General features: G+C 70.8%; 21 protein-coding genes and 1 riboswitch. Of the genes, 12 read left to right on the top strand and 9 right to left on the bottom strand.

The genetic code is table 11. The features are described from left to right. The first annotated feature begins 19 nt into the window (after window positions 1-19). The 4 genes from murQ (at window position 20) to DEJ48_RS21710 (ending at window position 3,390) form a co-directional block, all read left to right on the top strand. Complete coding sequence (gene murQ, locus DEJ48_RS21725; RefSeq protein WP_150217770.1) at window positions 20-991, top strand: N-acetylmuramic acid 6-phosphate etherase; 972 nt, start codon at window positions 20-22, stop codon at window positions 989-991. 49 nt (window positions 992-1,040) lie between these two features. Then, on the top strand, window positions 1,041-2,594 hold the full coding sequence (locus DEJ48_RS21720; protein WP_150217769.1) for a PTS transporter subunit EIIC: 1,554 nt from the start codon (window positions 1,041-1,043) through the stop codon (window positions 2,592-2,594). A gap of 104 nt (window positions 2,595-2,698) precedes the next feature. Next, window positions 2,699-3,058, top strand: coding sequence for a type II toxin-antitoxin system RelE/ParE family toxin (locus tag DEJ48_RS21715; RefSeq protein WP_150217768.1), 360 nt, complete (start codon window positions 2,699-2,701; stop codon window positions 3,056-3,058). Further along, complete coding sequence (locus DEJ48_RS21710) at window positions 3,055-3,390, top strand: helix-turn-helix domain-containing protein (RefSeq protein WP_223832141.1); 336 nt, start codon at window positions 3,055-3,057, stop codon at window positions 3,388-3,390. The genes DEJ48_RS21715 and DEJ48_RS21710 overlap by 4 nt, the downstream gene beginning before the upstream one ends. A gap of 45 nt (window positions 3,391-3,435) precedes the next feature. Here the strand turns inward: DEJ48_RS21710 and DEJ48_RS21705 are convergent, their stop codons facing one another. Continuing rightward, the gene (locus tag DEJ48_RS21705; protein WP_150217767.1) at window positions 3,436-3,726 is read right to left on the bottom strand and encodes a hypothetical protein; all 291 of its coding nucleotides are present in this window, start codon (window positions 3,724-3,726) and stop codon (window positions 3,436-3,438) included. Continuing rightward, window positions 3,726-3,938 carry a hypothetical protein gene (locus DEJ48_RS21700; RefSeq protein WP_150217766.1) on the bottom strand — a complete coding sequence of 71 codons (213 nt, stop codon included), beginning with the start codon at window positions 3,936-3,938 and terminating at the stop codon, window positions 3,726-3,728. The genes DEJ48_RS21705 and DEJ48_RS21700 overlap by 1 nt, the downstream gene beginning before the upstream one ends. Before the next feature lie 410 nt (window positions 3,939-4,348). Here DEJ48_RS21700 and DEJ48_RS21695 point away from each other — a divergent pair, with 410 nt between their 5' ends. Beyond that, entirely contained in the window at window positions 4,349-5,629 is a 1,281-nt protein-coding gene (locus DEJ48_RS21695; protein ID WP_150217765.1) for an esterase/lipase family protein, read from the top strand. 93 nt (window positions 5,630-5,722) lie between these two features. Here DEJ48_RS21695 and groL read toward each other — a convergent pair whose 3' ends face one another. The 4 genes from groL to thrC all read right to left on the bottom strand — a co-directional run bounded on the left by groL (window position 5,723) and on the right by thrC (window position 9,974). Continuing rightward, window positions 5,723-7,348 (bottom strand): chaperonin GroEL, encoded by a 1,626-nt coding sequence (gene groL, locus DEJ48_RS21690; RefSeq protein ID WP_150169309.1) that lies wholly within the window; start codon window positions 7,346-7,348, stop codon window positions 5,723-5,725. Between the two features lie 318 nt (window positions 7,349-7,666). Further along, window positions 7,667-7,870: a cold-shock protein gene (locus DEJ48_RS21685; RefSeq protein WP_005315736.1), complete on the bottom strand. Its 204-nt coding sequence runs from the start codon at window positions 7,868-7,870 to the stop codon at window positions 7,667-7,669. 418 nt (window positions 7,871-8,288) lie between these two features. Continuing rightward, window positions 8,289-8,564: a MoaD/ThiS family protein gene (locus DEJ48_RS21680; RefSeq protein WP_150217764.1), complete on the bottom strand. Its 276-nt coding sequence runs from the start codon at window positions 8,562-8,564 to the stop codon at window positions 8,289-8,291. A 114-nt stretch (window positions 8,565-8,678) separates the two neighbouring features. After that, the gene (gene thrC, locus DEJ48_RS21675) at window positions 8,679-9,974 is read right to left on the bottom strand and encodes a threonine synthase (protein WP_150217763.1); all 1,296 of its coding nucleotides are present in this window, start codon (window positions 9,972-9,974) and stop codon (window positions 8,679-8,681) included. 17 nt (window positions 9,975-9,991) lie between these two features. Beyond that, window positions 9,992-10,139: riboswitch (SAM riboswitch) on the bottom strand. Window positions 10,140-10,308: 169 nt separating this feature from the next. Between thrC and DEJ48_RS21670 the strand changes: the two genes are divergently transcribed. From DEJ48_RS21670 to DEJ48_RS21655, 4 genes are all read left to right on the top strand, one after another. After that, window positions 10,309-11,253 (top strand): glucosyl-3-phosphoglycerate synthase, encoded by a 945-nt coding sequence (locus DEJ48_RS21670; protein WP_150217762.1) that lies wholly within the window; start codon window positions 10,309-10,311, stop codon window positions 11,251-11,253. A gap of 71 nt (window positions 11,254-11,324) precedes the next feature. Further along, on the top strand, window positions 11,325-13,433 hold the full coding sequence (locus DEJ48_RS21665; protein ID WP_150217761.1) for a DUF11 domain-containing protein: 2,109 nt from the start codon (window positions 11,325-11,327) through the stop codon (window positions 13,431-13,433). 98 nt (window positions 13,434-13,531) lie between these two features. Further along, window positions 13,532-14,938, top strand: coding sequence for a trehalose-6-phosphate synthase (locus DEJ48_RS21660; RefSeq protein WP_150217760.1), 1,407 nt, complete (start codon window positions 13,532-13,534; stop codon window positions 14,936-14,938). Between the two features lie 95 nt (window positions 14,939-15,033). Beyond that, window positions 15,034-16,533 (top strand): right-handed parallel beta-helix repeat-containing protein, encoded by a 1,500-nt coding sequence (locus DEJ48_RS21655; RefSeq protein WP_150217759.1) that lies wholly within the window; start codon window positions 15,034-15,036, stop codon window positions 16,531-16,533. Between the two features lie 7 nt (window positions 16,534-16,540). Here DEJ48_RS21655 and otsB read toward each other — a convergent pair whose 3' ends face one another. The 3 genes from otsB to DEJ48_RS21640 are packed head-to-tail and all read right to left on the bottom strand — an operon-like array spanning window position 16,541 to window position 18,944. Further along, entirely contained in the window at window positions 16,541-17,413 is an 873-nt protein-coding gene (otsB, locus tag DEJ48_RS21650) for a trehalose-phosphatase (protein ID WP_150217758.1), read from the bottom strand. 19 nt (window positions 17,414-17,432) lie between these two features. Continuing rightward, window positions 17,433-17,717: a DUF3263 domain-containing protein gene (locus DEJ48_RS21645; protein ID WP_150217757.1), complete on the bottom strand. Its 285-nt coding sequence runs from the start codon at window positions 17,715-17,717 to the stop codon at window positions 17,433-17,435. Window positions 17,718-17,726: 9 nt separating this feature from the next. Further along, window positions 17,727-18,944 (bottom strand): ABC transporter substrate-binding protein, encoded by a 1,218-nt coding sequence (locus tag DEJ48_RS21640; RefSeq protein WP_150221297.1) that lies wholly within the window; start codon window positions 18,942-18,944, stop codon window positions 17,727-17,729. A 278-nt stretch (window positions 18,945-19,222) separates the two neighbouring features. Here DEJ48_RS21640 and DEJ48_RS21635 point away from each other — a divergent pair, with 278 nt between their 5' ends. The 3 genes from DEJ48_RS21635 to nagA all read left to right on the top strand — a co-directional run bounded on the left by DEJ48_RS21635 (window position 19,223) and on the right by nagA (window position 22,372). Beyond that, window positions 19,223-20,116, top strand: a complete 894-nt coding sequence (locus DEJ48_RS21635; RefSeq protein ID WP_150217756.1) for an SIS domain-containing protein — start codon at window positions 19,223-19,225, stop codon at window positions 20,114-20,116. Between the two features lie 136 nt (window positions 20,117-20,252). Beyond that, on the top strand, window positions 20,253-21,233 hold the full coding sequence (locus DEJ48_RS21630; protein WP_150217755.1) for an ROK family protein: 981 nt from the start codon (window positions 20,253-20,255) through the stop codon (window positions 21,231-21,233). Further along, window positions 21,233-22,372, top strand: coding sequence for an N-acetylglucosamine-6-phosphate deacetylase (gene nagA / locus DEJ48_RS21625; protein WP_150217754.1), 1,140 nt, complete (start codon window positions 21,233-21,235; stop codon window positions 22,370-22,372). Before DEJ48_RS21630 ends, nagA begins: the two co-directional genes overlap by 1 nt. Window positions 22,373-22,385 lie beyond the last annotated feature (13 nt).

The following is a 22,385-nucleotide window of genomic DNA, read 5'->3' as shown; positions in this document are numbered from 1 at the left end:
CGAAAGAGCCGCAGACGCCATGACCTCAACCACCGACGCGACCGGCACGAGCGAGCCCCGCGACAACTACGGAGAGCTCCGCGCCCAGCTCGCCACCCTCACCACCGAGGCGTTCCGGCCCGAGCTCTCCGAGATCGACCGGCTGCCCACCGAGGAGATCGCGAAGATCATGAACGGTGAGGACGCCTCCGTGGCCACCGCCGTCGCCGAGCAGCTCCCCGCCATCGCCGCCGCCATCGACGGCACCGCGGAGCGCATGGCCCGCGGCGGCCGGCTCATCTACGCGGGCGCGGGTACGGCGGGGCGCCTCGGCGTGCTCGACGCCTCCGAGTGCCCGCCCACGTTCAACACCGACCCGAGTGAGGTCGTCGGGCTCATCGCGGGCGGGCCGAGCGCCATGGTCAAGGCCGTCGAGGGCGCGGAGGACAGCAAGGAGCTCGCCGCCGACGACCTGGAGGACCTGAACCTCACCGAGGACGACGTCGTCGTCGGGATCTCCGCGTCGGGCCGTACGCCGTACGCGATCGGCGCCGTCGAGTACGCCCGCGACCGCTACGGCGCGCTCACCATCGGCCTGTCCTGCAACGCGGACAGCGCGCTCGCCGCCGCCGCCGAGCACGGCATCGAGGTCGTCGTCGGACCCGAACTCCTCACCGGCTCCACCCGCCTCAAGGCGGGCACGGCCCAGAAGCTCGTCCTCAACATGCTGTCGACGATCACGATGATCCGCCTCGGCAAGACGTACGGAAACCTGATGGTGGACGTGCGCGCGTCCAACGAGAAGCTGCGGGCCCGCTCCCGTCGCATCGTCTCCCTCGCCACCGGCGCCGGTGACGAGGAGATCGAGGCCGCCCTCGCCGCGACCGACGGGGAGGTGAAGAACGCCATCCTCACCATCCTCGGCCAGGTCGACGGCCCCACCGCCGCCGAACTCCTCGCCACGTCCGACGGCCACCTCCGCGCGGCCCTCGACAACTCCCGTACGAACTGAGCCACGAGTCGAAGCACCGCCGCTCCACGCACAGCAAGGCACACGCACCATGGCACCTGACAAGAACCGCGCCACCGCCGCCGCGATCCTCCCGCTCGTCGGCGGTGCCCAGAACATCACGTCCGTCGCCCACTGCATGACCCGGCTCCGCCTGGGCCTCGCCGACCGTTCGCTCGTCGACGACGACGCGCTGAAGGCCCTGCCCGCCGTGCTGGGCGTCGTCGAGGACGACACGTACCAGATCGTGCTCGGCCCGGGCACGGTCGCCCGGGTCACGCCGGAACTCGAAGCCATGGTGGCGGAGAGCGGTGCGGGCGCCGAGCCCCGGCCAAAGGGCGCCTCGTCCCGCCCGGGGGTCGCCGAGCCTCGTCCCGAGGGCGCCGAACACGCGCCCACCGCCTCCGAACTGGCCGCCCAGGGCGCCGCCATCAAGGAGGCGCGCAAGGCGAAGAACGCCACCCCGTTCAAGCTGTTCCTGCGCCGGATCGCGAACATCTTCGTGCCGCTGATCCCCGCCCTGATCGGCTGCGGCATCATCGCCGGCTTCAACGGCCTCCTGATCAACCTGGAGTGGCTGCCGTCGATCACGCCCGCGCTCGCCGCCATAGCCTCCGGCTTCATGGCGCTCATCGCGGTGTTCGTCGGCTACAACACGGCGAAGGAGTTCGGCGGTACGCCGATCCTGGGCGGCGCGGTCGCGGCGATCATCGTGTACGCGGGCGTCGCGAACATCGAGGCCTTCGGGCAGAAGCTCTCACCCGGCCAGGGCGGCGTCCTCGGCGCGCTGGGCGCGGCGGTCCTCGCCACGTACGTCGAGAAGTGGTGTAGGAAGTGGGTGCCGGAGGCGGTGGATGTCCTGGTCACCCCCACCCTCACGGTGCTCGTCTCCGGCCTCGTCACGATCTTCGGCCTGATGTTCCTCGCGGGCGAGGTGTCCACCGGCATCGGCACGGCGGCGAACTGGCTCCTGGACAACACGGGCGCGTTCGCGGGCCTCGTCCTCGGCGGCCTCTTCCTCCCCCTGGTCATGCTGGGCCTGCACCAGGCCCTGATCCCCATCCACACGACACTCATCGAGCAGCAGGGCTTCACCGTCCTGCTGCCCATCCTGGCGATGGCGGGCGCGGGCCAGGTCGGCTGCGCGATCGCGGTCTACAAGCGCCTGAGGCACAACACGTCGATCCGTACGACGATCAAGTCGGCGCTCCCCGCGGGCTTCCTCGGCGTCGGCGAACCCCTCATCTACGGCGTCTCCCTCCCTCTCGGCCGCCCCTTCGTCACGGCGTGCGTGGGCGGGGCCGCGGGCGGCGCGTTCATCGGGTTCTTCTCGATGCTCGGCGACAAGGTCGGCTCGACGGCGATCGGCCCGTCCGGCTGGGCCCTCTTCCCTCTCCTCGACGGCAACGAGAACCTCGGCCTGACGGTCGCGATCTACGGCGGCGGCCTCCTGGTCGGCTACCTGGTGGGCTTCCTCGCCACCTACTTCTTCGGCTTCAGCAAGCAGATGCTGATCGACCTGAACGCGGACGTCGACGCGGGCGAGTCCCCCACGGCCCGCGCAGAGGCGGAACCGACCCCGGCGAAGGCGCCGGCGACGGTCTGACGACACCCCGTACCGCACGTCACACGATCCGGCGAACCGGCTCACGGTCCGCTATTATGTCGCAGACGACATAATGCGGTCGTCGCACGGACGCCCTCTACAACGTGGAGCTCGAGCCGGAAGTCCGCACCTGGCTCGAGCTCCTCACCGATCGGCACTACCGAAAGGTCGAGGAGTACGCCGACCTGCTCGCGAGCCTGGGCGCGGCCACTCCCATGCCTTTCGCCCGCCCCCTGCGCGAGGGGGTGTACGAGCTCCGGCCCACGCGGGACGGGCGGGACACACGAGCCACCTACTGGTTCACGGCCGACCGCCGCATCGCGCTGCTCACGGTCTTCCACAAGACCCGGATACGGGAACGAGAGCAGGTCGACCGCGCGGTACGGGCTCGTGAAGTGTGCGAGAGCGAGCACCTTCCAGCCCATCTGACATACGACCGAGCCGAGGACGGAGACACGGAGTGAGCCACACCCGGTGGAAGCTGACCCGCGAGCGGGAGCTCCTCGAAGGCCACATGGAGACGCCCGAGGCCGCGGCCGACCGCGCCGAGATCCGCCTCGCCATGACCTTCGCCAAGGCCGTCTACGACCGCCGCACCGAACTCGGCCTCACCCAGACGGAAGTCGCCGAGCGCGCGGGCCTGACCCAGGCCAAGATCTCCCGCATCGAGGGCGCGGACGCAGTCCCGACTCTGCCCCTTCTGCGCCGCGTCGCCATGGCCTTGGACGCCTCCCTGAACATCGCCCTCGACGCCGACCACGAAGAGGTCAGGTTCGTCGGTCACCCAGCGGCCTGACTCAGCCGCGGAAGCCGTGGCCCCACGGCTTCCAGCGAGCAGAATTCACCGCGGCCACGCCTGGACCCGCCGGTTCAGCTCCCGTACCCGTTCCCGCAGCACCTCCCCCGGATCGGCCGCGCCCACCGCATCCGGCGGGCAGTCCCACTCCCGCCCTCCGCCCAGCGGCCGCAGCTGCACGAGCCCTCCCTCGCATCCCATGACCTGCCCGACGCTCCCGTCCCGGTAATCGACGGCGTACGTCCCCGCCTCCGGGACACAGGGATCCTCCTCCGGCAGGACCGGATCCTCCCCCGGCGCAACCGGATCCTCCTCCACCCCCTTCTCCGCCCCCATCACCGCTTCTCCCCCTCCAGCACCGCGGCCAGCCGCAGCGCCGTGTCGAGGTTGCACCGCCCCAGCTCCACGAGCGGCAGCCCCTCACTCGCCACGCTCAGCGGGTCCACCCGCAACGACGGCAACGTGACCCCGGCCTCCGCGAGGCCCGCCTTCAACTGCCGTACGGCCTCCTCGGCCGCCCGCACCCGTTCCTCCGCCGTCAGCGCCATGACCACTGCCTCTCACACCGAGTGTTGCTGTTTCATCACTCAGCGTGTCCGCAACTGACCACCCTTAAAAGCCTTGGCGACCCAACACCCCTCCGTGTCCGGGCGCCGCCCCACCCCCGCGTCGTCTTCGCGACATACTTTCGCCGTCGGCCGGGCGGCCGACACCCCCCGCCCAGGCGTCCCGTGGCCGACGCGCCACCGCTCCGCCGTCACCCCGGCGCCGTACCGCCCGGTCACCCCCGCCCCGCCGCCACGCCCCCGCCGACGCCCCGCGCGGGAACGGCCGAACGCGTACTGGCCGAAAGGCCGCTGAGGCCCCGCCTTCGATCACGGCGCGTGCCGATGATGGCACCCCACGTCATCGAAGCGGCACGACCGGACACGACTGGACACGACCGGAGGGGACCCTCATGACCGACTCCAACGAGCCCACTCAGCCCGATCTGGAGCAACTGGACGAGCGCGAGATCGCGGAGGCGATCGGAGCCGCCGCCCGTATCACCCTGGCCCCCGGCCCGCGGGAGGCACGGGAGGCCCCCGCCGAGGCGCCCGCGCCCGACGACGAGTGGGCGCTGCCCGGCGGCACCGCCTGGGTGTATCTCGCCGACCCCAAGAAGGGGCTGGCCAAGCCCGTCCTCATCGGTGACGGGTTCAGCAGCGGACCCAGTGACCTCGACTTCTCGTGGGAGATCATGGAGCGTGGCCCGTACGCGTTCCTGAGCGAACTGCGCAACCGCGGCCGCGACGTCGTGCTCATCGGGTACGACGAGCGCAGCGCGTCGATCCTGGAGAACGCGGAAGTCGTACGGGCCGCGATCCTGGAGGCCATCGCCCGCCGCACGGGCGACCACCCGCTGACCGTCGGCGGCTTCAGCATGGGCGGCCTCGTCACGCGGTACGCGCTGGCGAAGATGGAGCACGAGGGCGGGCAGGCGAACGACCACCAGACGGCGCTGTACTTCTCGTACGACAGCCCGCACCGCGGCGCGTGGATACCCGTCGCGCTGCAGGCGTTCGCGCACTACATCCGCAGCCTCAACGCCGCGTTCTCGCACCAGATGAACAGCCCGGCCGCACGGCAGCTGCTGTGGCAGCACATCAGCGAGTGGGGGGACACGCCGGAGACCGACAAGGAGCGCGGCACGTTCCTCGCCGAGCTGGAGCGGGTCGGCGGGTGGCCGTCGCGGCCGAAGAAGATCGGTGTGGCGAACGGGGTGCGCATCGGGGAGAGCAACGGGATCCGGCCCGGTGAGCAGGCGTTCCACGGGAAGGGGCTGGCCATCACCGGTACGCGGCTCTACACGCAGTCCGCGGGCGAGGACGAACTCGTGGGCCAGTTGCGGGTGGTGACGTTGCGTCGGCCGCACGTCAACACGTCGGGGCTGCCCGAGATCGACGGGGCGCCGGGCGGCACCCTGGAAGGCTTCGGCATCCTCGCCGACGAGTTGAACAAGATCCCGGCCTTCATCGGTCTCCGCTCCGCGGCGGACATCCGTGAACACTGCTTCGTGCCCACGGTCAGCGCCATCGCCCTGCGCGACATCGACACGCACGAGAAGCTGTACGAGCCGGTGACGGCCGCGGCGGAGAGCGAGAGCGAACTCGACGAGTTCCTCTGCGCCTCGCGGAACGAGGGCCACACCCTCGTCACCGAGGAACTCTGCACCTGGATTCTGGACCGGCTGCCGTAGCCGGTCCGCGCGGCGAACGCCCGAGGGCGGCACCCCTTCCGGAGAAGGAGTGCCGCCCTCGGTACGTCAGGACAGTGATCAACCAGAGGTCGATCAGAAGTCCATGTCACCGCCCGGCATGCCACCCGGGGCGGCGGCAGCGCCGGCCTTCTCGGGCTTGTCGGCGATGACGGCCTCGGTGGTGAGGAACAGCGCGGCGATGGAGGCGGCGTTCTGCAGGGCGGAACGCGTCACCTTCGCCGGGTCGAGGATGCCCTCGGCGATCATGTCCACGTACTCACCGGTCGCGGCGTTGAGGCCGTGGCCGACGGTGAGGTTGCGGACCTTCTCCACGACGACGCCACCCTCGAGACCACCGTTGACGGCGATCTGCTTGAGCGGGGCCTCCAGGGCGAGCTTCACGGCGTTGGCGCCGGTCGCCTCGTCACCGTCGAGCTCGAGCTTCTCGAAGACCGCGGAGGCCTGGAGGAGAGCGACGCCACCACCGGCGACGATGCCCTCTTCGACGGCCGCCTTCGCGTTGCGGACGGCGTCCTCGATGCGGTGCTTGCGCTCCTTGAGCTCGACCTCGGTCGCGGCACCGGCCTTGATGACGGCCACGCCGCCCGCGAGCTTCGCCAGGCGCTCCTGGAGCTTCTCGCGGTCGTAGTCCGAGTCGCTGTTCTCGATCTCGGCGCGGATCTGGTTGACGCGGCCCTGGACCTGGTCGCTGTCACCGGCACCGTCGACGATCGTCGTCTCGTCCTTGGTGATGACGACCTTGCGGGCGCGGCCGAGCAGGTCGAGACCGGCGTTCTCCAGCTTGAGGCCGACCTCCTCGGAGATGACGGTGCCACCGGTGAGGATGGCGATGTCGCCGAGCATGGCCTTGCGGCGGTCACCGAAGCCCGGGGCCTTGACGGCGACGGACTTGAAGGTGCCACGGATCTTGTTGACGACCAGGGTCGACAGGGCCTCGCCCTCGACGTCCTCGGCGATGATCAGCAGCGGCTTGCCGGACTGCATGACCTTCTCGAGGAGCGGAAGGAGGTCCTTCACGTTCGAGATCTTCGAGTTGACGATCAGGATGTACGGGTCGTCGAGCGACGCCTCCATACGCTCCATGTCGGTGGCGAAGTACGCCGAGATGTAGCCCTTGTCGAAGCGCATGCCCTCGGTGAGCTCGAGCTCCAGACCGAAGGTCTGCGACTCCTCGACGGTGATGACGCCTTCCTTGCCGACCTTGTCCATCGCCTCGGCGATGAGCTCGCCGATCTGGGTGTCGGCGGCGGAGATGGAGGCCGTGGAAGCGATCTGCTCCTTGGTCTCGACATCCTTGGCCTGCTCGAGGAGGGCGCCGGAGACGGCCTCGACGGCCTTCTCGATGCCGCGCTTCAGGGCCATCGGGTTGGCACCGGCGGCCACGTTGCGCAGACCCTCGCGCACCAGGGCCTGGGCCAGGACGGTCGCGGTCGTCGTGCCGTCACCGGCGACGTCGTCCGTCTTCTTCGCGACCTCCTTGACCAGCTCGGCACCGATCTTCTCGTACGGGTCCTCGAGCTCGATCTCCTTGGCGATGGACACACCATCGTTGGTGATCGTGGGGGCGCCCCACTTCTTCTCGAGGACGACGTTGCGACCCTTGGGGCCCAGGGTCACCTTGACGGCGTCGGCGAGCTGGTTCATGCCGCGCTCGAGGCCGCGCCGTGCCTCCTCGTCGAACGCGATGATCTTGGCCATGTGAAGTGGTCCTCCCGGACGGGGTGGCATGCAAACGGATCGTGCTGGTGCCCGCGACGGACGGCCTGCAAGCCTTGTGGTTCCTTGCCCCACCCGGCCTGCGGGCCTCACCGACCCGATCCAAGTTCTGTCACTCTCACTGGGAGAGTGCTAAGCCCAATGATTAGCACTCGACCCCTGCGAGTGCAAGCGCCTCTCATGGATCCCGGACAGCTTCCGGGCGCACGCCCCCGCGTACCCCGCGCACACGAGGGGCCCGTACCCCTGTTGGGATACGAGCCCCTCGCGATGCTTGCTTCGGTGGTCGGTCGCGCCGAGCTAGACGGCGAGCTTGACCATGTCCGCCTGCGGACCCTTCTGGCCCTGCGAGATCTCGAACTCGACTCGCTGACCTTCTTCAAGGGTGCGGTAACCGTCCATCTGGATCGCGCTGTAGTGGACGAAAACATCCGCACCACCGTCGACCGCGATGAAGCCGTACCCCTTCTCCGCGTTGAACCACTTGACGGTGCCCTGAGCCATGCCTAACTCCCCTATTACTGGCCCTTGCACAGGACCGCACTTCGCGGACCCGGGTCAGACCTCACCCCCCACTGGTAGGGGTGTGCGCCGGAACGCGTCGACCGCCGCTGAATGTATCTGTCCAACTGCCGTCTGCAACAGGTCAATCGGACGAGAATTCTGGGCGCGCCCGATCGGTAATTTACGGAGATTCCGTCCGAATTCAGGGCAAGTCGGGCCAGGCGAAAGCCGCAAAAGGTTCAAATGGGCAGTGCTCTTTGGCTACTTCTTGTCGGCCCGAGGCCGACTTCGTATATGCGCTCGGCACGGGCGGCGGAGCACGCTTCCCAACTGTACCGCGCTCAACCATGCAGAATTGCCCCCTCCGTTTCTCTCGCGGAGGGGGCAATTCAGATAACGCAGGGTGCTTGCGAAAAGATCAGCCGCCGGCGACGGCGGGAATGATCGAGACGCCCGCGCCGTCCGGAGTGGCCGTCTCGAGACCTTGCTCAAACCGGACGTCGTCGTCGTTCACGTACACGTTGACGAAACGGCGCAGCTTGCCCTGGTCGTCCAGGACGCGGGCGGCGATACCGGTGTGGTTCTTCTCCAGGTCGGCGATGACCTCCCCGAGGTTCGCCCCCTCGGCGGCGACCTCGGCCTTGCCGCCGGTGTAGGTGCGAAGAATGGTGGGGATCCGGACGTTGACGCTCATGGGTTCACCTCAGGGGGTAGGAGGGGGGCGACGGCGCCCCGTGAGGGGCGCGGGGAACTGCGCGAGGACGGACCACGGCCCGCGGCCGGCAGCGGACACGAGGCCCTACGGCGACTAACCGGCGAGCCCCGCGGAGCGAAACGCCTCGAGGCTCGGCTTGATCGTCGCCGTGGCCTGCGACGTCTCGGCGACGGCGTCAAGCGTCTTGAGGCCGTCACCCGTGTTGAGGACCACCGTGGTCAGCGAAGGATCGATGAGCCCCGCCTCGACCAGCTTCTTCGTGACGCCCACCGTCACCCCGCCCGCGGTCTCCGCGAAGATCCCTTCCGTGCGGGCCAGGATCTTGATCGCGTCGACGACCTGCTCGTCGTTCACGTCCTCCACCGCACCGCCCGTCCGCCGCGCGATGTCCAGCACGTACGGCCCGTCGGCCGGGTTGCCGATCGCCAGCGACTTGGCGATCGTGTTCGGCTTCTGCGGGCGGACGACGTCGTGGCCCGCCTTGAACGCCGCCGACACGGGCGAGCACCCTTCCGCCTGCGCACCGAAGATCTTGTACGGCTTGTCCTCGACGAGGCCGAGCGCGATGAGCTCCTTGAGCCCCTTGTCGATCTTCGTGAGCTGCGAGCCGGACGCGATCGGGATGACCAGCTGGTCGGGCAGCTCCCAGCCGAGCTGCTCGCAGATCTCGTACGCGAGGGTCTTGGAGCCCTCGCCGTAGTACGGCCGCAGGTTGACGTTGACGAAGCCCCAGCCCTCGCCCAGCGGGTCGCCGATGAGCTCCGAGCAGAAGCGGTTCACGTCGTCGTAGTTGCCCTCGATGCCGACGAGCTCGCCGCCGTAGACCGCGGCCATGACGACCTTGCCCTGCTCCAGGTCGTGCGGGATGAACACGCAGGACCGGAAGCCGGCGCGGGCCGCGGCGGCGCCCACCGCGCCCGCGAGGTTGCCCGTGGAGGAGCAGGACAGCGTGGTGAAGCCGAAGGCGCGGGCCGCTTCGAGGGCCTGCGCGACGACGCGGTCCTTGAAGGAGTGCGTGGGGTTGCCGGAGTCGTCCTTGACGAACAACTTGCCCTGTTGGACGCCGATTTCCCTGGCGAGGTTGTCGGCCTTGACGAGCTTGGTCCAGCCGGGGTTCAGGTTCGGCTTGTCGGCCACGTCGGCGGGGACGGGCAGGAGCGGGGCGTAGCGCCAGATGTTGGCGGGGCCTGCCTCGATCTGCTTGCGGAGGGCTTCCGGGTCACCGAGCGGCAGGTCGTACGCGACTTCGAGGGGGCCGAAACACTCGGCGCAGGCGAAGATCGGGCCGAGCGGGAACTTGGTGCCGCACTCACGGCACGAGAGGCCGGAGGCGGGCCCGAGGTCTACGGAAGAGGTGGTGCTTTCGGTGGCGACAGTCTGCACAGCCATGGAGGCGAGGCCCTTTCTCCTCATCTTCCTCGCGACGCATCTCGCCGCGAGACGGAATTGGCACCTTCGCTAGCCGGGAGCCTCGCTGCGCTTGACTGCGCGAGACCGACTGGGTGGTTGCCGGGGCTTCAACGGGCCGTATCCCTCTGCCCCTCTGGATGAGCGGTATTCGATTGTGGGTTTCAGTTGTGGATCTCGGATCTCGCCCGAGAACGCGGTGGTGACCCCGACATGCGATGGCCACCGGCGTTGTTCAAGACTGTAACCGAAGCCCCGGACCCTTGAGATAGTCGTCCGAACCGCGAGATGGATCACATATGGGAGGACCACGACCGTGCTGGAAGAGGTCGAGCACTGGCTGAGCAGGCGTTCCTGGTCCGTCGCCGACCGCCCGCCGGACCGCCTCGCCGCCGCCAAACGGGCGGGTGGCACGTCGGTGAGCGTCGTGCTGCCCGCGCTCGACGAGGAGGGGACGGTCGGCGAGATCGTCGCCGAGATCCGCCGCGAGCTGATGGAGAGGGTCCCGCTGGTCGACGAGCTCCTGGTGGTCGACTCCGGCTCCACGGACCGTACGGCGGAGGTCGCCGCCGCCGCGGGCGCCAAGGTCGTCCACCGCGACGCGATCCTGCCGCGTCTGCCGGCCGTCGCGGGCAAGGGCGAGGTGCTGTGGCGTTCGCTGCTCGCGACGAGCGGCGACATCGTGGCGTTCGTCGACGCGGACCTGAAGGAGTTCTCGGCGGACTTCGTCTCCGGGATAGTCGGCCCGCTGCTGACCGACCCGGACGTGGCGTTCGTCAAGGCGATGTACGACCGCCCGCTGGCGGGGGCGGACGGGCAGGGCGGCCGGGTGACGGAGCTGATGGCGCGGCCGCTCCTGAACATGCACTGGCCGCGGCTGGCCGGGTTCGTGCAGCCGCTGGGCGGCGAGTACGCGGCCCGCAGGTCGCTCCTCGAACGGCTGCCGTTCCCCGTGGGGTACGGCGTGGAGCTGGGCCTGCTCGTCGACGCGCTGCACACGGTGGGCCTGGACGCGCTGGCGCAGGTCGACGTGGGGGTGCGCAGGCACCGGCACCAGGACGGGCAGGCGCTCGGGCGGATGGCGGCGGCGATCTACCGGACGGCGCAGGTGCGGCTCGCGCGTGGTCATCTCGTACGCCCCGAGCTCACGCAGTTCGTCCGCGGTGAGCACGGGTTCGAGCCGAGGACGCATCCGGTGGACACGGAGGAGCGGCCGCCGATGGCTGATATCTCCGAGTATGCGCACCGTCGCGTGGCGTAACCGACGAATATCATGCGCTTTGCCTACATTGCCCTTTTATGTGGGTCAGATATGCGTGGGCAAGAGATGCCATGAGAGTCATGCGGCGGGCGGGCGCACTGACGCTCGCCACCGCCACCGCCGCCGCCGGGGTCCTCACCGCGACCGCGGCGCCCGCCGCCGCGGAGGTCGTCGAACCCTTCGCCAAGCGCTACGACGAATCGCTGTACGGCGACTTCAAGACCATCGGCAACACGGTCCTGGACTGCCCGACGAGCCCGGCCGCCACCGCCGCCTCCTGCAAGGAGACCCAGCAGGCCAAGGGCACGAAGAACAACAACAACTTCGTCGAGCGCCGGATCGACACCGCCGGGCTGACCGGCACCTTCGACTCCAGCACCGGACAGGTGACGATCCCGCCGGGCGCCCGGGTCGACTACGCGCGCCTGTTCTGGGGCGGCAACGCGGGCACGCACCGCTTCGGCCGCACCGTGCGCGACATCTGCGACCTCAACCGCGAGGGCAACAAGCCCGTCGACCCCGCGCCCGGCGACCCGCTCACCACGAGCCCCGTCATCCGCGTCGGCGGCGGCGCCCAGTCCACGGTGCACGTCGAGAACGCCGTGCGCTCCCCCGACGCGACGCAGGGCCCGCACTACTACACCGCCGAGGCCGACGTCACCGACGCCTTCCAGGGCGCGCCCACCGGCAGCCCCGTCGAGGTCGCCGTCGGCAACGTGTGGGCGCCGTCGGGACAGGGCTGCGTCGGCGGCTGGTCGCTGACCGTCGTCTACAAGTACGACGGGCCCGACGAGCAGTACGCGCCGGACCGCCGCAACGTCTACGTCTGGGGCGGCCACGTCATCCAGCGCTCCACCAAGTCCCGCGCCGCGGCCCCGAACGGCTCCACCACCGTCCCCGTCGACGGCTTCTACCGCACCGCCGGTGACATCCACGCCAGCACCACCGCGTTCGAGGGCGACTGGAACACCAAGGGCGACCGGTTCCTCGTCGACGGGAAGCCGGTCACCGAGCCGCACACCGGCAAGACCGACAACTTCTTCGTCAGCGAGGACGACGGCGCGGTCAAGCCCAAGTACCGCAACAACCTGAGCATCGACGCCAAGGCCTTCGAGGTGCCGGACGGCGCGATCCCCGTCGGCGCGCGGTCGGCGAAGCTGACGTTCACCAGCACCGGCGACGTGTACGTCCCCTCCCAGCTCGCGCTCTCCGTGCCGGTGCCCGACCTGCGGGTCACCAAGACCGCGTCGCCCACGAAGGTGAAGCCCGGCGGCAAGCTGACCTACACGGTCAAGGCGAAGAACATCAGCCAACTGCCGTACCCCGGTGCCCGGTTCAGCGACGACCTGAGCGGCAACCTCGACGACGCGACGTACAACGAGGACGCGAAGGCGACCACCGGCTCCGTCTCGTACACGAGACCGAAGCTCGGTTACGTCGGGGACATCGGCCCCGGCGAGACCGCGACCGTCACGTACTCGGTCACCGTCAAGGACCCGGTCCGCGGCGACGGCAAGCTGCTCAACGACGTCGACGTGGAGACCCCGCGCTCCAACTGCGACAAGGGCAGCACCGACCCCCGATGCGCGGCGGACCCCGTCCTCGACATCCCGCGGCCCCCGGTCACGGTCGTCAGCTCCCCCGCCCGCCGCACCGTCCAGGCCTGCGGCTCGACCACCAACACGATCACCGTGAGGAACCCGTCGCGCCACCCGCGCGTCGGCGCCACCGCGTCCTGGCCCGTACGGCCCGGCGGCCGGCCCGTCGCGAGCTCCGGGAAGGTCACCGAGAAGGGCTCCCGGTACGTGTGGCAGGGCACCGTCCCCGCCAAGGGCAAGGTCACCGTCACACAGAAGGTCAAGGTGTCCTGCACCCCCGGCAAGGTCACCGTCATCACCGTGACGGCGCCCGGCAGCAACTGCGCCAAGACCCGGCGCGGCGGCGACGACCCCTGCACCTCGGCGATCCGCGCCACGCGCGTGCAGGGCAGGCCCGCACCCGCCCAGGGCCACCCCGGGCAGCGGTCAGGACCCCGCGAGTCCGGCGAGGAGCGGCACTCCGCGAGTGACGAGCTCGCCGACACGGGAAGCTCCAGGACCCTGCTCTACGGCGGGGCCGCGGCCGCGCTCTGCGGACTCGGCGTGCTCGTGATCGTCGCCGCACGCAAGCGCCGCGACTGACCCACAGGACACAGCGGCACACGGCGGCCGGATTCCCTTCCCGGGGAGTCCGGCCGCCGTACGTTTGAGGGTTTACGGGACGGGCTACGTTTTGCCACATGGTCTCCGAGTCCGCACCGTCAGCAGCGCAGGTCCTCGTCGCGTCCAACCGCGGCCCCGTCTCCTACACCGTCGGAGAGGACGGTGAGCTGACCGCGAAGCGCGGCGGCGGCGGGCTCGTCTCGGGACTCAGCGCGATCGGCGACGAGGCCGACGCCCTGTGGGTGTGCGCGGCGCTCAACGAGGGCGACCGCGAGGCCGTGCGGCGCGGCGTCGGGGAGCCCGGCGTGCGGATGCTCGACATCGACGCGCGCGTCCACGCCGACGCGTACAACGGCATCGCGAACTCGGTGCTGTGGTTCGTCCACCACATGCTCTACCAGACGCCCCTGGAACCGGCCTTCGGGCCGGAGTTCCGCGCACAGTGGGCGGCGTACGAGACGTACAACCGGGCGTTCGCCGAGGCGCTGGCCCGGGAGGCGGCGCCGGGGGCGGCCGTCCTGGTGCAGGACTACCACCTGACGCTGGTGCCCGGCATGCTGCGCGAGCTCCGCGACGACCTGCGCATCGGCCACTTCTCGCACACCCCGTGGGCGCCCGCCGACTACTTCCGGATGCTGCCGGACGACGTCGCCGAGCAGGTGCTGCGCGGCATGCTCGGCGCGGACCGGCTCGGCTTCCTCACCGGGCGGTGGGCCGACGCGTTCACCGACTGCTGCGTGCGGGTCGTGGGCGGCACGTCGGGCACCCGCATCGGGGTGCACGGGCTCGGCGCCGACGCGGACTTCCTGCGGGAGCGGTCGCGGCGGGACGACGTCGAGGAGCGGATGCGGGCGCTGCGGGAGCAGACGGGCGAACAGGACGGCGAGGCCCGCAAGCTGATCGTGCGGGTGGACCGCACCGAGCTGTCCAAGAACATCGTGCGCGGCCTGCTGGCCTACCGGGAACTCCTGGAGACCCGCCCCGAGTGGCGCGAGCGCGTCGTGCACGTCGCGTTCGCCTATCCCTCCCGGCAGGACCTGGCGGTCTACCGCGACTACACGGAGGAGGTCTCCCGTCTCGCCGCGGAGATCAACTCGACGTACGGGACGGACGGCTGGACCCCGGTGGTCCTGCACGTCAAGGACGACTTCGCGCGCTCGCTCGCCGCCTACCGCATGGCGGACGTGGCCCTGGTCAACCCCATCCGCGACGGCATGAACCTCGTCGCCAAGGAGGTCCCCGTGGTCTCCGACGACGGGTGCGCGCTGGTCCTCTCGCGGGAGGCGGGCGCCCACGAGGAGCTCGGCGAGGACGCGCTCTCCGTGAACCCGTACGACGTGACGGCCACGGCGGACGCGCTGCACACGGCGCTGCTCATGCCGTGGGACGAGCGCGCCGAACGCACCAAGCGCCTCGCGGCGGCGGCGACCGCGCTGCCGCCCGCGCAGTGGTTCCTGGACCAGCTGCGGGCGCTCACGGGCTGACGGCGGGCGGTTCCACCGGCTGACGGCGGGCAGTCCAAGCACCCCTTCCGTTTGTCCATGGGCCCGGCGCGGGGCCCGTCACTACGGTCCACGGCATGACTCCGCGTCGCACGAGCATCGTGGCAGCCGTGGTCCTGGCAGCGGCGGCGGCCCCACTGACCGCCGCCGCCCCCGCCCACGCCGGCCCGGCCGCCAAGGCCGCCACCTACTACGTCGACTGCGCCGCGGGCGACGACTCCGCGCCCGGCACCTCCACCGGGACGGCCTGGCGCACCGTGGCCAAGGCGAGCGGGCACGCCTTCGGGCCCGGCGACCGGCTCCTGCTCAAGCGGGGCACGAGCTGCACGGGGGTGCTGGCTCCCAAAGGTGCGGGTGCGGCCGGCGCCCCCGTGCGCATCGACGCGTACGGAAGCAAGCGGGCCGGCAAGCCGCACATCGAGGGCGGCGGCGCCCGCGCGGCCCTCCACCTGGCCGACACCGAGCAGTGGGAGATCCGGAACCTGGACCTCTCCAACACCGGCCCCGCCACCACCACGCGGCGCCGCGCGGGCCTCTACGTCCAGCTCACCGACTACGGCACCGCCCGCCACTTCGTCGTCGACGGTGTGGACGTGCACGACGTGAACGGCGCCGACTTCAAGGACCCCGACCCCTCCGGCGGCATCCTGTTCGTCGTCCAGGGCACCGCGAAGCCCACCCGGTTCGACGGGGTCCGCGTGGAGAACTCCACCGTGCGTCACGTCGACCGCACCGGCATCGGCGTCATGTCGACGTGGGACGGCCCCGGCAGGTTCTCGACCGGTGTGCGGTTCCGGCACAACAAGGCGTACGACGTGGGCGGCGACGGCATCGTCATCCACGAGACGAGCAGGGCGCGCGTCGAGCACAACCACGTCGACGGCTTCAACACGCGCTCCGGCGGCTACAACGCGGGCGTCTGGGCCTGGGAGTCCGAGGACGCGCTCTACCAGTACAACGAGGTGACCGGCGGACACGGGACACGCGACTCGATGGCGTACGACATCGACGGCGGCAACGTCCGCAACACCTACCGCTACAACTACAGCCACGACAACGAAGGCGGCTTCCTGCTGGTCTGCAACGGCGAGGGCAAGGTCAGCGACGGCAACCGGATCCACGACAACATCAGCGTCAACGACCGGAACACGGCCTCCCCGTACGGCGTGATCTCGGTGGTGTGCGGGGCGGCCACGGACACGCTGATCTACCGGAACACCGTCGTCACCGACCGCCCCGACACGGCCCTCGTCTCCAACAACGGGCCGACGGGCGTCACCTTCCGCGACAACGTCTTCGTCGGCGCGTCCACCGGGCCGGGCTCCCCCATCAAGGACACCGTCAGCACGTACGAGGGCAACCTGTACTGGAACACCGCGCAGCCCCGCGACCCGAAGGCCGTCAACGCCGATCCGCGCCTCGTCTCCAGCGCGCCGCGCGCCCCCGGGGACGTACGCCTGAAGGACGGATCACCGGCGCGGGGCGCGGGCACGCCGACGGCGGACGGCACCACCCACGACTACTTCGGCAACCCGATACCGGACCCGCCCAACATCGGCGCGGACCAGTCGAGGTGAGCGCGTGTCAGTGCAGCTGGGAACCGATCCACGACAGCAGCCGCACCACGCCCGCGGGCCCGTCCACCACCAGATCAGCCCGGCCGGCCAGCTCCGCGACCTCCGAACTGCCGCTGCACACGAGCAGTCCCGCCACACCGTCCGAGCGGAGCTTCTCCACGGCGCCGAAGGCGGGCAGGTCGCCCAGGTCGTCGCCCGCGTACAGGACGGACTCGGCGCCGACCTCCCGCAGGTACTCGGCGAGGGCCACCCCCTTGTCCATGCCGGGCGGGCGCAGTTCGAGGACGAGCCGGCCCGGCTCCACGATCAGGCCGTGCCGGTGCGCCAGCTCGCCGAGCGGCTCCCGCAGCGCGTCGAAGGCGGCCTGCGGGTCCTCCGCGCGGCGCGTGTGCACCGCGACGGCCCGCCCCTTCTCCTCTATCCACGTGCCGCGCCAGGCGCCGATCGCGTCCAGGAATCCGGGGAGCTCGGCGCGCACGGCCGCGACCCCGGGGTGCGGCTCGGCGGCGCGCACCGTTCCCGTGACGGCGTCCCAGCGCTCGGCGCCGTAGTGCCCGAGGACGACGAGGTGCTCCAGGCCCGGCACGCCCGCGAACCCGCCGTAGCGCACGGCGACGCCCGCCGGGCGGCCCGTGACCACGGCCGCCGACCGCAGGCGCGGGGCGAGCGCGGCGAGCACGGGCGCCGCGTCCGGGTGGGCGCGCGCCTGTTCCGGGTCGGCGACGATCGGGGCGAGCGTGCCGTCGAAGTCCAGCGCCACGACCGCCCGCTCGGGCCGCGCGAGCAGCGCGGCGAGGCCGTCGCGCCCGGCGGGCGTCACGGGCTCGGGCGGTCCGGACGGCTCGGGCCGGTCCGACTGCGAGTACGTAGGGTCACCCATGGGCCCGACCTTAGCCGCGTCAGCGCTCGTCGCGCCGGGACTCCCGCACCCGGCGCAGCCGATTGACCGTAATCGGGTCGTGGGCGAGCGCGCGGGTGTCGTCGAGAAGGGCGTTCAGGATTTGGTAGTAGCGCACCGGGACCATCCCGAGCTCCTCGCGGATGGCCCGTTCCTTGGCTCCGGGACCGGGCCACTGCCGCCGTTCGAGGGCGAGCACGGCGCGGTCGCGGGCGGAGAGCTCGACAGCTCCTGCAGGGGCGTCCGGCTCGTCCGGCTCGTGCTCGTCCGGGTCGTGAACGGTCATACCCGCACGCTACTCGGCGTTCTCCTCGGTCATCGCCCGGCTCTGGATCCGGCCGAGCACCGACTTCGGGTCGCCGCCGTCACCGACCGTCTTGCCGATGTCCTTCTTGATGTCGGCGGAGACCTGCGCCCACGACGTCTTGCCCACCGGGTACAGCTCGGACGTCGGGAGCTCTTCGAGGAACTTGCCGAGCTCCGTGTGACCGCGGTCCTTGGCCATCGCCTCGGACGCGGAGGTCGTCACCGGCAGGATGTCGTACTCGTTCGAGAACTCCAGGACGTTCTTCTTGCTGTACGCGTAGTCCAGGAACTTGCCGACCTCCTTGCGGTGGCCGTTCTGCTTGAACGCCATCATCCAGTCGGCGACACCCATCGTGGCCTGCGCCTTGCCGTTGACGCCGGGCGCCGGCACCATGCCGAACTTCACGCCCTTCTTGGCCGCCATCTTCATCAGCGTCGGGTGGCCGTTGAGCATGCCGACCTCGCCGCGCGAGAACGCCGCGAACGCCTCCGCGCGGTTCATCTTCGCGGGCGCCGTCGGGCCGGTCAGCCCCTTGCCGACGAGCTCGTCCCGCAGCCAGGCGAACGTCTTGGCGTTCTGCGGGGAGTCGATGGCGTACGAGCCGACGTTGTCGGTGTAACCGCCGCCGCCGCTGAGCATCCACATCAGCGTCTCGGCGGGCGCCTCCTCGGGGCCGAGCGGCAGCGCGTACGGGATCTTCACGCCGCGCGCCTTCAGCGCCTTCGCGTCGGACTGCAGCTCGCTCCAGCTCTGCGGCGGCGTCAGGTTCGCGTCCTTGAAGAGCTTGGTGTTGTAGAAGAGCAGGCGGGTGGAGGAGGCGAACGGCATGCCGTACTGGATGCGGTTGACCTCGCCGGCGCGCGAGAGGGGCGCCAGGAAGTCGGCCTGCGTGGCGATGGAGAGGAGCTCGTCGGCCTCGTAGAGCTTGCCCTGCGCGGCGTAGTCGGCGTACGCGCCGATCTGCGCCAGGTCGGGGGCGTCGCCCTTCTTGACCATCTCCTTGACCTCGCGGTCCACGTCGTTCCAGGAGTGAACGGTGACGTCGACCTTGATGCCGGGGTTCTCGGCCTCGAACCCCTTGACGACCTTGTCCCAGTACTTCTTGGAGCTGTTCGCCGCGGAGTCGCCGTAGTCGGCGGCCACCAGCTTGAGGGTGACGTCGCCGGAGTCGCCGGGACCGCCGCAGCCGGCGAGCACGCCCGCCATGCCCAGTGCGGCCACCGCCGCGGTCAGTCCTGTCACGCGCCGCTGCACAGCTGTCCCACCCTCATTGCTCTGCTTCTACTTGCTTTGCTTCAACGTTCGCACCTTGCCGAACTGCGATTTTCTCCCGAGTCCGGACACAAGGTCTACACCACCCGAGTCTCACTTGTGCAACGGCGTCCGCCGGGCCCTGAGCGTTGCAGGCCGCGCCGGACGACTGCTATGCACGGCACAACGGATACACCGCTCGGATTCACCGCACTGACGAGGAGCCTTGGCGCATGTCGCGTACCGCAGAAGAGATAGCCACCCAGCCCGCCTGCTGGCGCCGGGCGGTGGAAGCGGCCGCCGCCTTCGACGATCTGCCGAGGCCAGGTGAGCGGGTCGCCGTCACCGGCTGCGGGACGTCCTGGTTCATGGCCATCGCCTACGCGACGCTGCGCGAGGCGGCGGGCCTCGGCGAGACGGACGCGTTCGCGTCCTCGGAGTTCCCGGCGGGCCGCACGTACGACCGCGTCGTGGCGATCACCCGCTCCGGCACGACGACGGAGGTCCTGGACCTCCTGACGTCTCTCAAGGGCAAGGTCCCGACGCTCGCGCTCACCGCCGACCCGAAGACGCCCGTCATGGACGCGGCGGACTCCGTGGCGGTCCTGGACTGGGCGGACGAGGAATCGGTCGTCCAGACCCGCTTCGCCACGACGGCCTTCGCCTTCCTGCGCGCCGGCCTCGGCCACATCCCCGGCCTGAAAACGGTGCAGGACGCGGCGGTGGACGCGGAACTCGCGGTGACGGAGCCGCTGCCCGCGTCGGTGGTCGGCGCGGAACAGTGGACGTTCCTCGGCCGCGGCTGGACCTACGGACTCGCCCTCGAAGCAGCCCTGAAGATGCGGGAGGCGGCGGGCGCCTGGACGGAGTCCTACCCGGCGATGGAGTACCGCCACGGCCCCATCTCCATCACCGGCCCCGGCCGGGTGGCCTGGATGTTCGGCATGCTGCCGGACGGCCTCGCGGAGGACGTGGCCCGCGTCGGCGGCGAACTGGTCGCCCGCCAGGAGGTCGACCCGCTGGCCGACCTCATCCGCGCGCAGCGCCTCGCGGTGGCCCTGGCGGAATCCCGGGGCTACGACCCGGACCACCCCCGCAACCTCACGCGCAGCGTGATCCTGAGCTGAGCCCGGCAGGGGGCGCCCGCGGCCGTGCGGGCGCCCCCTCGGCCAAACGGACACGCCCCCCGAAAAGGACCTCCGTCCCGACACGGACCCCCGAAGTGGACTAGACCTCTCACGGGTGACGAGCGAGACTGTTCCCGTGAGACACGTCATCGCCCTCGATGTGGGCGGCACCGGAATGAAGGCCGCCCTGGTAGGGGCGGACGGCACCCTGCTGCACGAGGCCCGCCGCCCCACCGGCCGCACCCGCGGCGCCGACGCGGTAGTGGAGTCCATCCTCGACTTCGCCGCGGACCTGCGCGCCCACGGCATCGCCCACTACGGCGAGCCCGCGGCAGCGGCAGGAGTGGCCGTCCCCGGCATCGTCGACGCCGACCGCGGCATAGCCGTGTACGCGGCCAACCTCGGCTGGAGCGACGTCCCCCTCAGGGACCTCCTCAGCACCCGCCTGGAAGGCGTCCCCGTGGCCCTGGGCCACGACGTCCGCACGGGCGGCCTGGCCGAGGGCCGCATCGGCGCGGGCAAGGGCGCGGACCGCTTCCTGTTCGTCCCGCTGGGCACCGGCATCGCGGGCGCCATCGGCATCGGCGGCGCCATCGAACCCGGCGCGCACGGCTCGGCGGGCGAGATCGGCCACATCGTCGTGCGCCCGGGCGGCCCGCCCTGCGGCTGCGGCCAGCGCGGCTGCCTGGAGCGCCTCGCCTCCGCGTCCGCGGTCAGCAAGGCGTGGGCCGAGGCGAGCGGCGACCCCGAGGCGGACGCCGCGGACTGCGCGAAGGCCGTGGAGTCCGGCGACCCGAGGGCCGAGGAGGTCTGGCGGAACGCCGTGGACGCCCTGGCCGACGGCCTGCTCACCGCCCTCACTCTGCTGGACCCGCACACCCTGATCATCGGTGGCGGCCTGGCCGAGGCGGGGGAAACGTTGTTCACGCCGCTGCGGGCCGCCGTCGCGGCGCGCGTGGTCCAGTTCCAGACGCTGCCGGAGATCGTCCCGGCGGCGCTGGGCGACACGGCGGGATGCCTGGGAGCGGGCCTGCTGGCCTGGGACCTGGTCGACGGACAGCCCGCGAAGAGCTCCTCCCCCACCACAACCACCCACCCCACGGAGGTACCCACCTGATGGCCACTAGCAAGGTTCTCGCCGGTGCACAGGTGGTACTGCCCACCGGGACCCTCACCAACGGCCGAGTGATCGTCGAGGGCACCCGCATCAGCGGGAGCGCTCCCGCGGACGCGGAGACGATCGACCTCACCGGCCACTGGCTGGTCCCCGGCTTCGTCGACATCCACAACCACGGCGGCGGCGGCGCCTCCTTCACCTCGGGCACCGTCGAAGACGTCCTCAAGGGCATCCACACCCACCGTCTGCACGGCACCACCACGGTCGTCGCCTCCACGGTCACCGGCGAGATGGACTTCCTCGCCCAGCGCGCCGGACTGCTCTCGGAACTCGCCGAGCAGGGCGACCTCGCCGGCATCCACTTCGAGGGCCCTTTCATCTCCCCGTGCCGCAAGGGCGCCCACAGCGAGGACCTGCTCCGGCATCCCGACCCCGCCGACGTCCGCAAGCTGATGGACGCGGCCCGCGGCCACGCGAGGATGTTCACGCTCGCCACCGAACTCCCGGGCGGCATCGACTCCGTACGTCTCCTCGCCGAGCACGGCGTCATCGCGGCCATCGGCCACACGGACGCGACGTACGAGCAGACCGTCGAGGCGATCGACGCGGGCGCCACCGTCGCCACGCACCTGTTCAACGCCATGCCGGGCCTCGGCCACCGCGTCCCGGGCCCGATCGCCGCGCTCCTGGAGGACGAGCGGATCACCGTCGAGCTCATCAACGACGGCACCCACCTCCACCCGGCCTCGTTCGAGCTGGCCTTCCACCACGCGGGCGCCGCCCGCGTCGCCCTCATCACCGACGCGATGGACGCGGCCGGCTTCGGCGACGGCCGCTACATGCTCGGCCCGCTGGAGGTGGAGGTGAAGGACAGCGTCGCGCGGCTCGTCGAGGGCGGCTCGATCGCGGGCTCGACCCTCACCCAGGACCGCGCGTTCAAGCGGTCCGTGACCGTCGACGGGCTGTCCGTGGAGGACACCGTCCGCGCCATCTCCGCCAACCCGGCGAAGCTCCTCGGGCAGTACGACAAGGTGGGCTCCCTGGAGCCCGGCAAGGACGCGGACGTGGTGGTCCTGGACGCGGCCTTCGACGTCAAGGGCGTGATGCGCAAGGGCGAATGGGTGGTCGATCCCTTTTAGCCCCCTCTGGCAC

The organism is Streptomyces venezuelae (assembly GCF_008642315.1).
In the GTDB taxonomy this organism is placed as follows: domain Bacteria; phylum Actinomycetota; class Actinomycetes; order Streptomycetales; family Streptomycetaceae; genus Streptomyces; species Streptomyces venezuelae_D.
This window is presented reverse-complemented; position numbering and strand designations above follow the sequence as displayed.

What these genes read in the sequence shown, in the direction of transcription:
- murQ (WP_150217770.1), top strand. Translation starts at nt 20, where the DNA reads ATGACCTCAACCACCGACGCGACCGGCACGAGCGAGCCCCGCGACAAC.
- DEJ48_RS21720 (WP_150217769.1), top strand. Translation starts at nt 1,041, where the DNA reads ATGGCACCTGACAAGAACCGCGCCACCGCCGCCGCGATCCTCCCGCTC.
- DEJ48_RS21705 (WP_150217767.1), bottom strand. Translation starts at nt 3,726, where the DNA reads ATGGGGGCGGAGAAGGGGGTGGAGGAGGATCCGGTTGCGCCGGGGGAG.
- DEJ48_RS21700 (WP_150217766.1), bottom strand. Translation starts at nt 3,938, where the DNA reads ATGGCGCTGACGGCGGAGGAACGGGTGCGGGCGGCCGAGGAGGCCGTA.
- DEJ48_RS21695 (WP_150217765.1), top strand. Translation starts at nt 4,349, where the DNA reads ATGACCGACTCCAACGAGCCCACTCAGCCCGATCTGGAGCAACTGGAC.
- groL (WP_150169309.1), bottom strand. Translation starts at nt 7,348, where the DNA reads ATGGCCAAGATCATCGCGTTCGACGAGGAGGCACGGCGCGGCCTCGAG.
- DEJ48_RS21685 (WP_005315736.1), bottom strand. Translation starts at nt 7,870, where the DNA reads ATGGCTCAGGGCACCGTCAAGTGGTTCAACGCGGAGAAGGGGTACGGC.
- DEJ48_RS21680 (WP_150217764.1), bottom strand. Translation starts at nt 8,564, where the DNA reads ATGAGCGTCAACGTCCGGATCCCCACCATTCTTCGCACCTACACCGGC.
- thrC (WP_150217763.1), bottom strand. Translation starts at nt 9,974, where the DNA reads ATGGCTGTGCAGACTGTCGCCACCGAAAGCACCACCTCTTCCGTAGAC.
- DEJ48_RS21665 (WP_150217761.1), top strand. Translation starts at nt 11,325, where the DNA reads ATGAGAGTCATGCGGCGGGCGGGCGCACTGACGCTCGCCACCGCCACC.
- DEJ48_RS21660 (WP_150217760.1), top strand. Translation starts at nt 13,532, where the DNA reads ATGGTCTCCGAGTCCGCACCGTCAGCAGCGCAGGTCCTCGTCGCGTCC.
- DEJ48_RS21655 (WP_150217759.1), top strand. Translation starts at nt 15,034, where the DNA reads ATGACTCCGCGTCGCACGAGCATCGTGGCAGCCGTGGTCCTGGCAGCG.
- otsB (WP_150217758.1), bottom strand. Translation starts at nt 17,413, where the DNA reads ATGGGTGACCCTACGTACTCGCAGTCGGACCGGCCCGAGCCGTCCGGA.
- DEJ48_RS21645 (WP_150217757.1), bottom strand. Translation starts at nt 17,717, where the DNA reads ATGACCGTTCACGACCCGGACGAGCACGAGCCGGACGAGCCGGACGCC.
- DEJ48_RS21640 (WP_150221297.1), bottom strand. Translation starts at nt 18,944, where the DNA reads ATGGCGGGCGTGCTCGCCGGCTGCGGCGGTCCCGGCGACTCCGGCGAC.
- DEJ48_RS21635 (WP_150217756.1), top strand. Translation starts at nt 19,223, where the DNA reads ATGTCGCGTACCGCAGAAGAGATAGCCACCCAGCCCGCCTGCTGGCGC.
- nagA (WP_150217754.1), top strand. Translation starts at nt 21,233, where the DNA reads ATGGCCACTAGCAAGGTTCTCGCCGGTGCACAGGTGGTACTGCCCACC.